General features: G+C 54.1%; 13 protein-coding genes. 9 read left to right on the top strand and 4 right to left on the bottom strand.

Features of this window, described 5'->3' with window-relative positions:
• Positions 1 to 368 precede the first annotated feature (368 nt).
• Together K1X75_16385 and K1X75_16380 are read left to right on the top strand one after the other, a co-directional pair.
• On the top strand, positions 369 to 1,400 hold the full coding sequence (locus K1X75_16385; protein MBX7059643.1) for a hypothetical protein: 1,032 nt from the start codon (positions 369 to 371) through the stop codon (positions 1,398 to 1,400).
• A 249-nt stretch (positions 1,401 to 1,649) separates the two neighbouring features.
• Positions 1,650 to 2,201 (top strand): SMI1/KNR4 family protein, encoded by a 552-nt coding sequence (locus tag K1X75_16380; protein ID MBX7059642.1) that lies wholly within the window; start codon positions 1,650 to 1,652, stop codon positions 2,199 to 2,201.
• A 21-nt stretch (positions 2,202 to 2,222) separates the two neighbouring features.
• On the opposite strand, the gene K1X75_16375 is transcribed toward K1X75_16380, so the two are convergent.
• Positions 2,223 to 2,798, bottom strand: coding sequence for a transposase (locus K1X75_16375; GenBank protein ID MBX7059641.1), 576 nt, complete (start codon positions 2,796 to 2,798; stop codon positions 2,223 to 2,225).
• A 607-nt stretch (positions 2,799 to 3,405) separates the two neighbouring features.
• On the opposite strand from K1X75_16375, the gene K1X75_16370 reads away from it, so the two are divergent.
• Complete coding sequence (locus K1X75_16370; protein ID MBX7059640.1) at positions 3,406 to 3,687, top strand: type II toxin-antitoxin system RelE/ParE family toxin; 282 nt, start codon at positions 3,406 to 3,408, stop codon at positions 3,685 to 3,687.
• Between the two features lie 4 nt (positions 3,688 to 3,691).
• Positions 3,692 to 3,994, top strand: coding sequence for a HigA family addiction module antidote protein (locus K1X75_16365; GenBank protein MBX7059639.1), 303 nt, complete (start codon positions 3,692 to 3,694; stop codon positions 3,992 to 3,994).
• 406 nt (positions 3,995 to 4,400) lie between these two features.
• On the opposite strand, the gene K1X75_16360 is transcribed toward K1X75_16365, so the two are convergent.
• Complete coding sequence (locus tag K1X75_16360; protein ID MBX7059638.1) at positions 4,401 to 4,712, bottom strand: transposase; 312 nt, start codon at positions 4,710 to 4,712, stop codon at positions 4,401 to 4,403.
• 341 nt (positions 4,713 to 5,053) lie between these two features.
• Here K1X75_16360 and K1X75_16355 point away from each other — a divergent pair, with 341 nt between their 5' ends.
• The 4 genes from K1X75_16355 (at position 5,054) to K1X75_16340 (ending at position 8,179) form a co-directional block, all read left to right on the top strand.
• Positions 5,054 to 5,704 carry a hypothetical protein gene (locus K1X75_16355; protein ID MBX7059637.1) on the top strand — a complete coding sequence of 217 codons (651 nt, stop codon included), beginning with the start codon at positions 5,054 to 5,056 and terminating at the stop codon, positions 5,702 to 5,704.
• A gap of 46 nt (positions 5,705 to 5,750) precedes the next feature.
• On the top strand, positions 5,751 to 6,089 hold the full coding sequence (locus K1X75_16350; GenBank protein ID MBX7059636.1) for a hypothetical protein: 339 nt from the start codon (positions 5,751 to 5,753) through the stop codon (positions 6,087 to 6,089).
• A gap of 794 nt (positions 6,090 to 6,883) precedes the next feature.
• Positions 6,884 to 7,294, top strand: a complete 411-nt coding sequence (locus tag K1X75_16345; GenBank protein ID MBX7059635.1) for a hypothetical protein — start codon at positions 6,884 to 6,886, stop codon at positions 7,292 to 7,294.
• 93 nt (positions 7,295 to 7,387) lie between these two features.
• Complete coding sequence (locus K1X75_16340; protein ID MBX7059634.1) at positions 7,388 to 8,179, top strand: hypothetical protein; 792 nt, start codon at positions 7,388 to 7,390, stop codon at positions 8,177 to 8,179.
• A gap of 95 nt (positions 8,180 to 8,274) precedes the next feature.
• On the opposite strand, the gene K1X75_16335 is transcribed toward K1X75_16340, so the two are convergent.
• Positions 8,275 to 8,622, bottom strand: a complete 348-nt coding sequence (locus tag K1X75_16335; GenBank protein MBX7059633.1) for a transposase — start codon at positions 8,620 to 8,622, stop codon at positions 8,275 to 8,277.
• A complete protein-coding gene (locus K1X75_16330; protein ID MBX7059632.1) occupies positions 8,532 to 9,356 on the bottom strand; it encodes a transposase in 825 nt (274 codons plus the stop codon). Before K1X75_16330 ends, K1X75_16335 begins: the two co-directional genes overlap by 91 nt.
• Positions 9,357 to 9,912: 556 nt before the next feature.
• Here K1X75_16330 and K1X75_16325 point away from each other — a divergent pair.
• Complete coding sequence (locus K1X75_16325) at positions 9,913 to 11,475, top strand: type I restriction-modification system subunit M (GenBank protein MBX7059631.1); 1,563 nt, start codon at positions 9,913 to 9,915, stop codon at positions 11,473 to 11,475.
• Positions 11,476 to 11,685: the final 210 nt, after the last annotated feature.

Below are 11,685 nucleotides of genomic sequence, written 5' to 3'. Positions count from 1 at the left end.
CTGCAGCGAGACCTGAACAAATGGATCCAGTTCTACAACTACGAACGCCCCCACCGCGGGTATCGCAACATGGGCAAAAGGCCTGCGGATACCATGGGAGTGTTAGACATGAAGGTTAGCTGAACACATAACTCCATGTAGCCACTCCGCTCCTCGGCGGGCAGGCCGCCTGCGGTGCTCGGCCACTCGTTCCTCTCGCGAAACATTTCGCTTCGCTCCGTTTATTCGCTCGCCCGGACGCGCGCGAAAAGTGGAAAATAAGAAGCGCGCGCGCCGGGTCGGAACTTCGGGCACATGCTCGCTGCGCTCGCACGTCGGCTACACAAATACGTTATGCGACATGCCACACCCACAGGATTCTTGCCAATATGAAGCAGTTTGCGCCACATGCATGGGAGTTTTCAGATAAAGTCTCCGACAAAGTTTTGCGCAATCGTGCGGAAGACCTGAAGACAAAGCTAATACAAACAGGTAGCCCTATCTCAGTAAAGACAGCGCAGCGGCTGAATGACGTATTTCGCCTCCGTCCAGACATCGAACTGCGTTTTTGGGGGCATCACACGGAAACTTGTGATCTGAGTCTGCTGGACCATCTCCCAAATTTACAGCATTTCACTGCGAATTGCATAATGCAGGCAGAACATGTCGAGTCAGTAGCGCATTTACCCAAGCTAAAAACCCTCCGCGTTGGCATCTTTTCCCTCGATAACTTTTCCTTTCTTGAGAAACTCCCGGACTCGATAGAAACATTGGGCTTAGAAGGCACAAAATCTAAGAGGCCAAGCATCGATGCCATAACCCGATTTCGCAGTCTAAGGAGTCTATATCTGGAGGGCCACTCAAAGAACCTCGAAGTGATTGGTGAGCTTCCCGCTCTTGAAGACCTAACCTTGAGATCTATCAAGATTGGCAGCCTTAAGTTTGTACGCAATTTGCCACTCTTGCGCTCTCTGGATATTAAGCTCGGTGGAGTTCCTAGCTTGAAAGGACTTGAAAGCGCGAGTATTAGGTACCTAGAATTGTGGCAAGTGGCAGGTCTTCGGGACATTTCGCAAATTAGCAAACTTCTTAATCTGGAAATCCTGTTTCTCCAATCCCTGGCGCAGATAATAGCCTTGCCTGATTGCGCAAAGTTGACTAAGCTCCGCGCGGTTCGTGTTCAACAAATGAAAAAACTAAAAGATTTCTCGGGACTCCAATCTGCTCCCGCTCTCAATGTGTTCCATTTGCTTGAAGGTAACTCTCAGGAAGCAGAAGACTTAATACCGGTTCTCAAGAACAAGAATTTGGCCTCTCTGTTTTGTGGATTCTCTGAAACAAAACGTAAAATCATGTTACCCCTATTGGAAAAATACGGAAAAGAATTCATCAAACCTCCAATCGAGTTTCCGTCACTCTAAACAATGTGGGTGTGGCACGTCGCATAACTCTCGTTCCCCGCTCCGCGCCTCCGCTACACTGCGTTCCGCTACGGTGCTCGGTCCTGGCACTCTCAGCAAACGGCTCACACGTTCGCCTTTTTGCTTCACGCGGGCGCGCGCAGGTTCAGGAATATAAGAAGTGCGCGCGCCGCGCCGTGCTGCGGACAAATTGCGCTTCGCGCAACTTCGGGGAACTTAATACGTTATCCGCCATTCCGCGTTCACACCATGGAAGACATCATCGTTAAGCTATCCGGGTTGGTTAAGAACCTCGAACAAGCAGGCTATCAATTCGTTTCCGCGACGCCAGTACGGATGGCGACGAATCAGACCGCTGATTCGATCGCAGAATTAGAGAAACACTTTCCTTTGCCGCAGGAACTGCGGGACTTTTATCGCCGTTTGGACTCCATCGACTTCAGCGGGACCCCGCCGCAGGCTTGGGGCGGTTGTGAGTACCCCGACCCGCTCATGATTGATTCGCCGGAGTCCGCCCTGGCAGAACTCAGTGATTACCTTGCCGACACCGAATCTTACTTGGAAGCATATGAAGTATTCCGCTTTCCCGTGAGCCCCGACTACTACCATAAAGCGAATGTTTCCGGCGGTCCATTCTACAATATCGCACTGAGTGAGGACGGCCCGTACACAGTGACGAATACTCCGTATGGAGACCTCGCACTCCTGGACTATCTATCGTTCGCGATCCGATGGGCAGGATTCCCGGGCCTTTCACGAACGATGGGGCACACGTGGCCAGTTGCACAATTGCGTCCTTGACACGGTTCGGCGGAACGGTGCCTAACCAGACTGACGAATAAGTACAGAATTTGAAGCTGCCTGTCCTCGCCTGCCTCTTCGGACAGATCGAAGCGAACTTTTTTGATCGGAGTCAGGCAATTCGACGTTTTTCGCAGGGCGGTGCGCGAATGGCGGCCCGGGCGCACGGATTGCGCGATCACAAACGCCGGAGATCAGCAGCGTTGGCGATCTTTTCGATGTTGTGGACCATGCAATAGAGCAGCCATTGGGCGTTGCCTTTTTTCGACCACGCAGCGTGAAACGATTGAGCCCTTTCTGGAAGGTGATGTTCGCAAACACGGGCTCCACGATGCCCATGCGTTTTGAATAGAGCTGGCGACCTCGAAGCGCGTCGATCTTTGCCTTCATGCGGCTGGCATGCGTTGCTTCGACGCGATTGTCTATGACGTATAAGTTCCGCCGTCTGGCTGTGTCTGCTCCAAGACAACGCTTTCGCAGCTGGCACGCTATGCGGCCGGTGAGCGCCATGAAGGTTACTTTTGTGCGGCACGCCTCCTCAATCGCCCGCGAGGAATACAGGCCACGCGAATAGGCATACAGAATGATCTTAAGCAAAGTACGTGGGTCAAATGCTGGAGCGCCGGATTCGTGCGTGCATCGAGACCGCTAAGGCGAAAGCGACGATCAATGAGCCGATCCAGCACAGACGCGAAACTACCTGGCAGAATCTGTCTGTCGGAATCAACCGCGACCATGCGACATTGGGTGCGATCATAGTGTTTGTAGCGGGTCATCTGCCCTCTCCTTCCGACGATTCAGAGGCATGCCGGCAAGATGGGTCAGTTTTTGGCGCTTCTTTTCCTGGAGCGGGCTTTTTCAACAGACTCAACAGCGGTTATGCGCTCGGGCCTTCGGCCCGGCCCTCCGCTACGCTCCGGGGCACCACAAAACGCGCCTCCACTTTCTGGTTGAAGACCCTCCGGGTTTTCTCCTGTCTCTACGCAAAAGGATTGACGGGCGTCGAACGCCCGTCATCACCATAGAGTCGCGTTTGTGCCGTCGCCTAACCGCGTAAGTTAAGCGAAATAACCGCGCGAGCCGATAACGATTCGGAAGTAATCCTGGCTGAGCGGCAAGCGAAGAGTTCCCCGATTCGGCTCACTTCGACTTATGAGCCGCTAATTACGGTTGACATCACTTACGCAGAACGTTAGTATAACCTGTGATCAGGTCTTTCAAGTCTAAGCAGACTGAACTGATCTGGAACGGAGAATTCTCAAAGAAATTTCCGCCCGACATGCAGCAGAAGGCGAGGGATAAGCTGAGGATGTTAAACAACTCGCAAACGATTGCCGATTTGAGAATTCCGCCATCAAATCGTTTGGAATCACTGCAGGGTGATCGGAAAGGACAGTACAGCATCAGGATCAACGATCAGTGGAGAGTCTGCTTCTCGTACCAGAATGGCCATGTGTACGATGTCGAAATAGTTGACTATCATTAGAACTATGAAAACGCTAAAGAACGTTCACCCGGGAAGAATTCTCAACGAGGAGTTCCTCGAGCCTCTCGGTATCACCGCGTATCAACTGGCAAAATCGACTGGCATGCCTCAAACGCGGATTAGTAGCATTGTCAAGGGCGCTCGTTCGGTAACAGCCGACACAGCTTTGAGATTATCTCAATTCTTTGGTAACTCGGCCCAATTCTGGCTGGGACTCCAAACGGACTTTGACCTGGAAGAAGAGCAGAAACGCCTCAAGAAGGATCTCGCGAAGATACCTAACTATAGAGAAGTCGCTCCCGCATAGAAAGCCCGAGTTGATGCAGTCAGCGAATGCGCGCGGCTACTTCGCATAACCAGACTGACGAATCAGTACAGAATTTGAAGCTGCCTGTCCTCGCCCCGGCCCTTCGGATAGATCGAGGCAAACTTTCTGGATCCGATCCAGGCGAATCGACGTTTTTTGCGATGCGATGCTCGAATGGCCGCTCGCTCTCGCGGACTGTGCAATCACAAACTTCGGAGATCCGCGACGTTGGCGATCTTTTCGATGCTGTGAACCATGCAATAGAGCAGCCATTGGGCGTTGCCTTTTGCCGACCGCGCAGCGCGTCGATCTTCGCCTTCATGCCGCTGGCATGCGTCGCTTCGCCGCGATTGTTTATGACGTGTAAGTTCCGCCGTCTGGCTGTGTCTGCTCCAGGACAACGCTTTCACAGCAGGCACGCTATGCAGCCGGAGAGCGCCATGAAGGCTACATTTGTGCGGCGCGCCTCTTCAATCGCCCGCGAGGAATACAGGCCGCGCGAATATGCATACAGAATGATCTTATGCAAAGTACGCGGGTCGAATGCTGGAGCGCCGGTTTCGTCGTTCCGGTAGCGTGCATCGAGACCGCTAAGGCGAAAGCGCCGATCAATGAGCCGATCCAGCACAGACTCGAAACTGCCTGGCAGAATCTGTCTGTCGGAATCAACCGCGACCATGCGACATTGTGTGCGATCATAGTGTTTGTAGCGGGTCATCTGCGCTCTCCTTCCGACGATTCAGAGGCATGCCGGCAAGATGCGTCAGTTTTTGGTACTGCTTTTCCTGGAGCGGGCTTTTTCAACAGACTCAACAGCGGTTATGCGCTCGGGCCTTCGGCCCGGCCCTCCGCTACGCTCCGGGGCATAGCCCTGTGGTACTAGGCCACTCGGCTCTCTCCGCGAAACGGCTCACAACTCCGCCTCTTTGGGCTCCATCCGGACACGCGCTACCTTAAGGCAGAATAAATGGCGCGTGCCGGAGCGGAACTTCGGGCAAATTGCTCGCTGTACTCGCAACTTCTGCTAGCTTGACGTTATGCGTCATGAGGCTCTGATCAATGCAAGATCGATACGCCGGAGACATTGGGGACTTTACGAAGTTCTATTTAATCAAGAGAATTCAACGTATTCTGGACTACCAGGATGGTGACTTTGGGTTGAATTGGTATTTGAACGACCGACCAGAAAGGAATGGTGATGGCCACAAAACCAGTTTTCTCGCAGATCCTTTCCACATCCAACTGGATGCGCAATTGGTCAGTGATCTGAACACAACCCTTTTGAACCGGCGCGTTTCTACTCTGGAAGACACTGTTCGACTGCCCAGCAAGGCAGTGTATTTTTCAGATCCTGTTCCTTCAGAACCCTCATCCCGACACGCGTGGCACCAAATTGCCCTAAAAAAGCTCGCTGGGGTCAAAGCGGTGCTCCTGGATCCAGACAACGGCCTGCAACCTCCATCGGCGCAAGGGAGCAAGTTGCCGAAGTACGTCGTCTCCCATGAAATCCAGGATTATGTGCATCGCAATGAGCTCACAATAGTGTACCAGCACTTTTCTCGGCAACCGCGCGATCAACGTCTTGGGGCAATCAACAGATTCCTGCAAGCTTCGATCTCTGGCCACTTCCAGCACTGTGTTGTATACCGAGCGGCCCGTTACTACGTTCTCATCGGAAGAGACCCTAAACTGCTCACCTCGATTCATTAAGCCCTGAACCCGGCGGGCTTCGACTACTTTGAAAAGGAAAGCTAATATGTGGCTGGCAACTAAACTCGGCTTTTACTCGATCGTTCGAAAGGATGATGGGGTCCATGTTCGGTCAAGGGTCCTTCAGGATCTGCAAAATCTCGTTTCCGCCGCAGGCTTGCGACAGGAAATTCAAACTTGGCCGGCGGCAGACCACCGATTCAGAATCATCATATCTTCCGAACAACTCGCCCGCGTCATGACGGCGTTGACCAATTCGATTGATTACTCCAATTTCAAGTCCATGATCGGGAATACTCCCGATCAGAAAGGGAAAAGCAAAGCCTATGGTTCAATCTGGTCAACCATGTATGCCTTGCAAGATAGCGAGCCTCACGGCGCATAACTTCGGGCAAACGCTCCGCTCCTCGGCTTCGCCTGCGGCGCTCGGGTTTCGCGCTCTCCGCCCAAACGGCTCACTCTGTAGCCCTTTTTGCTTCACGCGGACGCGCGCGGACCTTGGAATACTTGAAGCGCGCGCACCGCGCCGTGCTTCAGACAAATGAACTTTGCACGACTTCGGGAAGCTTAACGTTAAGCGAAATTAGCGGGCGAAGGGAGAGTGCAACCGCAACGGGATCACCCGTTTCAGATTGTCGAAATCCCTGTCGCGAGTGAATTCCGCAAAATCTTTAGTCATAGCTACGGATGCAATCAGCAGGTCGATAAACTTCCCTGTCACTCCTTTCGACTTGCAGAGTTTGTAGGTCCGATCTTATCAGCGTGGAAGCGGCCTTCCGGGGTGCCGCCGGTGTTTACGTCCGCATTGCCAGATCATTGTTTGCCCGGATATCGTCGCCGCAGTCCCCGGTTTTCACCGCGTCGCCGTCAGAAGTCACAGCCAAGAACTTCACCCTCCCTGGGTGCGTATGAACAAAAATGCGTTTCGCCTGATTCTTTGCCCGCCTCCGAAAACTCGAAGGCAGACGCGCTGAGTCTCGCGCCTTTGCAGGGCTCGGGCTCGATCACCTTGGTTCCTCCTTTCGGAGCAGGCCGCGCATCGAACCGCGCCTCGCCGTATTTCGCCTCTGGCGAAACGGTTGGCAGCTGTTCGGCTATGCGCAGTGTGACGCAAAGCGCGGCGTAGCAAACGCTTACGAATCCAGGGTCGGAATTTCGGGCCTGCCCGCGGGGAGATCGATGAAAGACCTGGAGATCAGACTATTCAGAGCGCTGTTCGTTCTTGCTGCTGTGTGGAATATGATCGGGGCTGGCTTCGGTTATTTCAATACGGCGTACACCTTCGCCCATTTTTTTGGCAAAGAGCTCACAGATCCCCTTATACTGGCCATCTACCGGGGAGCATGGGGAACTACGCTTATTTACTTTTTTGGTTACCTCATCGTCGCAAAGGATCCGCTCAAGCACAGCGGTATTGTCATCGTCGGCGGCATCGGGAAGGTTGCCTTTGCCGCAAAGTTACTGCAACTCTATCTCGTTGGCCTCGCCGGGCCTGTGATTTTCGTGGTGGTCATTGGGGACCTTATCTTTTCGCTCTTATTTGTCTTCTACTTCTACCGCCTCTACCGCGCCGGAGAACGCATCCTGTAACGCCAAATTACGCCTTGCCGGCGCAGCGAACAGCTGCGGAATTTGACGCTGCCTGCCCTTGCCGCGCCGAGTGCCAATCCAACCTGTTACGCCATGAGATATTTGCGTCCCATTCAAACATGGATTGTCCTGCTTGCCGCTGCGCTCCTTCCGCTGTGCGGTCAACAATCGAACGTCTGGAAGGTCCCCGCAGCCTTCGCGATAGACAAACCGACAATTACTGAAGGCGACGTTATGGTTCGCCTTTTTGGAAATTACTCGGCGGCGCAGCGGATTTCGATCTGGATCTCGGATCCGATGTTTGAAGAGCAATCCTCCGACGCCGCAGCAGAGACAGTCGCCTCAAGAGTTATCCTGAGCGACACGTCAAGACCCAACCAGCTGGTTCTCCTCTTGAGCACGACTCCCAGCGAAGGCTTTTTTGACTGCCGCCCGTGCGCACCCATAATCTCCGTCGCGGACCTCAAAAGGAATAACTCCGTGTGGCAACTCGCATCCTATGCGCAGCTCGGACCGATGGGAAGCTACGGGCAGCCTCCGGATGCGACCCTGAAGCGACTCAGCCAAGAAATCAATGTGTTTGTACTCGCCACCGGCGACGTTCATATGGGCTTCTCGTCTGCGAACGTGCGTTTCGTGGGACCAACTTCAGCCGGGTATTCTGTAGTATTTGAAATGAATACCTCCTTCAGCAATGAGGGAGCATGTGAGCCCGAAAGGAACAACTGCGCCGAGAATGTTACAGAAATCTCCGTAACCCAAGCGCCCTACTACCCGGACATTGTTACCGTAACGCGAGGGACGGACATTGAGGACCTATCCGCGCCTTCACAGCCGGTAGATCGCACCACGACCTGGCGCTTCGATGGCAGGGAATATCGTTGAACGGCGCGCATCTTTCGCTTCGGCTGACATGAAGCGCAGGCGCTGGCTTCGCCAGAACGGTTTGCATGCAACTCAGCTCAAGCGTAAGCGCTTTTTCACCGCGACTTGAACGCCGCGTGCACGGCAGCCGGCGAGAGCCTGCAGGGCATCAGATCCCGGACAGCCTCGATGTTGTTTCGATTGTCTGGAAAGTGCAAGAACAGATGCCTCAGGTAGGAAAATGGTTCGTGACCGTTTGCTTTAGCCGTCTCAATGATTGAGTAGAGGAGTGCGCTGGCCCTCGCGCCTGCAGGAACGCAGGAAAACAGCCAGTTCTTGCGACCGACGACAAAAGGGCGGATTGCGTTTTCGGTCAGATTGTTGTCGATCTCCAGTTCGCCATGCTCAACGTAAACGGTGAGTCGCGGCCATAGTTTCCAGGCGTAGGCAATTGCCCTGCCCATTGTTCCGGATGGCAAAGCGCCGGCGTACATGCGCCCAGCAGGCGGCGCGAAGATCTGTATTCGAACAGTATCACAGGACGATCAGCCCGGCCGCCGCGCAACACCCACATATATGATTTCTGGTCTGCTTTACGACCCGCTTCGCAAATTACCTGCAGAGTCGTTTCATCTGCGCCCAGGCTGGAACCAGAGCGAATTTCATCCCATAGAATTTCGCTTACAATCGCAAGCTCCTCAGCAACTCTGATCGCCCAGCTGCACATTGTGCCGCGCGTCAGGTCGATGCCGATGCGATCGAACATCTTTTCCTGGCGATAGAAGGGCAGCGCATCACAGAATTTTGAGGTAAGTATATAAGCCAGAAGGCCCTCGCCGGCGATCGTGCCAGGCAAAAGGCGATGACGCAAGGCCGTGCGCACCGCAGGCCGACTTTCATCGCCCAGCCCTTCACAGCTCTTGCAGGCGTATTTTCGCTGGATGTAGCGATGGACCATGATTTTCTGCGGAATGAGTTCCAGCTCTTCGGATACATCGTCGCCGATGTAACTCAAGGTCTGTCCACAGGCGCAGGTTTTTTCGGAATCCGGCAAGTCGAGAATGATTTCCTCGCGCGGAATACTCTCCGGTATTGGCCGCCGGCCGCGCTTCCGACGCAGAAAGGAAGACACCACGGATTTTTCGGAAGGCTGCTCTTCGCCGTCGCCGTCTTCTGCTTCATTGATGGACTTGCGCATATCCGTTCTTCCAGGGCGGACGAACACGCGCAGATTTTCAACGCCAGGGAACATGGATTTTTAGGGACCGGAAAAGTACAGCTGGCGAAAATGTCCACGGCTTGATGGCCCGCGCCTCGCAGAACACCCTGCGAGTCCGGCCGCATTGACGCCAATTTGCGAGGATCTGAAGCCATTCGGTCCTTGGTCTTGATTTCGTTTGCATGCTGCCTCCAAACCGGGCAGCTTAGCACACGCTTCAATCCAGCACAAGGTGGCCGGAAAAAGCGCTTACGTTCTTGTTTCCATCCATGGATTACAAGGAAACACGTAGACAGTTCAACGAAAATCAAATGGACAACTTCGTTGATTTTCTGAGCGAACAAGCATAAAACATCCGCCCGCAACCGGAGTCGACGAATGCCCGAAGCCCGAACCGACTGCCAGGCACAACCAACGTAAGTTCGAAGGGACGGCGAAAATGGGTAGAGCTCGATTTTGCTATTGGACTTTCTGGCGTATTGTTCAAGCCACATTCGGCCGGCCGGGATTGTGCGGATCTTGAAAAGTTAAGGTTATGGCCAGAAGTAAGAAGAAAGACTCCGTCGTTACCGCGGAACCCATCGAAAAGCAGCTCTGGAAGACAGCCGATAAGCTGCGCAAGAACATTGACGCGGCAGAGTACAAACATGTGGTCCTCGGTCTGATCTTTTTGCGCTATATTTCGGACGCATTCGAAGATCTGCACGATCGCCTGAAGTCCGGCAAAGGCAATTACTCCGGCGCCGATCCGGAGGACAAAGATGAATACAAAGCCGAGAACGTATTCTTCGTCCCGGAGAAAGCTCGCTGGTCGTTTCTTGTAGCCGAAGCAAAGAAACCGAACATCGGGACCACGGTCGATGCGGCCATGGACTTGATTGAGAAGGACAATCCTTCTCTAAAAGATGTGTTACCTAAAGTTTACGCTCGTGGCAATCTCGATCCTGCCAACCTTGGCGGACTGATCGACGAGATCGGCAAGATCGCCATGCGCGATGCCAGAGCCCGCAGCGCGGACATACTCGGGCATGTCTTCGAATACTTTCTTGGCGAGTTTGCTCTGGCAGAGGGCAAGAAGGGCGGACAGTTCTATACCCCGAGGTCAGTAGTCGAACTTCTGACGGCCATGCTCGAACCGCACAAGGGCCGTGTCTTCGATCCATGTTGCGGCTCGGGCGGGATGTTCGTCCAGTCGGAGAAGTTCGTCGAGAGCCATCAGGGCAAGGTGAACGACATCTCCATCTACGGACAGGAGAGCAATCATACCACGTGGCGACTGGCCAAAATGAACCTGGCGATTCGGGGTATCGATAGCTCGCAGGTGAGGTGGAACAACGAGGGCTCTTTCTTGAACGATGCCCACAAGGACCTGAAGGCTGACTATGTCATTGCCAATCCTCCGTTCAACGATTCGGACTGGTCAGGCGCCCAGCTCCGCAAGGATGGCCGCTGGAAGCACGGTGTGCCTCCGGAGGGCAATGCCAATTACGCATGGATCCAGCACTTCCTGTTCCATCTGGCCCCGACCGGGGTCGCCGGATTCGTGCTGGCGAAAGGCTCATTGACCTCCAAGACGTCGGGCGAGGGCGACATTCGCAAGGCGCTGGTAGAAGCCCGGCTGGTGGATTGCATCGTCAACCTCCCGGCCAAACTCTTTCTCAACACGCAGATACCGGCCTGTCTGTGGTTCCTCGACCGTGGGAAGGCCAACGATTCTAAGTCCAAGAGGTCGGAGGAGATTCTGTTCATCGATGCCCGCAATCTGGGCCATCTCATCAACCGGCGCACCAAGCAGTTTGCGGATGAAGACATCCAGAAAATCGCCGAGGCGTATCACAACTGGCGGAACTCGTCCAAGAAATACAAAGACGAGCCGGGGTTCTGCTGCGTAGCGAAGCTGGAGCGAGTGCAGGAGTTGGACTATGTGCTGACGCCAGGGCGTTATGTGGGGCTGCCCGAGGAGGACGACGATTTCGATTTTGCGGAGCGTTTTGCCAGCCTGAAGGCGGAGTTTGAAGGGCAGCTCAAGGAAGAGGCTGTGCTTAATCAGGCGATTCTGGAGAATCTGGGAAAGGTGCGGGTCGGGAAGGAAGGTTGAAGCCTTTTGCACGCCGCGACCCGTCCGCCGCGCGGCCCTTGTTTTAGGATAGCCCTCTAAAGTAAAATAGGGATTGCTGTATTGTAGTTTGGAGCCGGAGCACGCCGCCCGTAATCGACCATGACGGGAGAAGAAACAGTCCGATTGCAACAAGCCCGCAATCTTGGAGATTTGCGCCAAGTACGGGGGGGCACCGGGTGCGCGCATTTG

Source organism: Leptospirales bacterium (assembly GCA_019694655.1).
Taxonomy (GTDB): Bacteria; Spirochaetota; Leptospiria; order Leptospirales; family Leptonemataceae; genus SSF53.
Note: the sequence above shows the minus strand (reverse complement) of the source record. Positions and strands in the feature narration are given on the sequence as shown.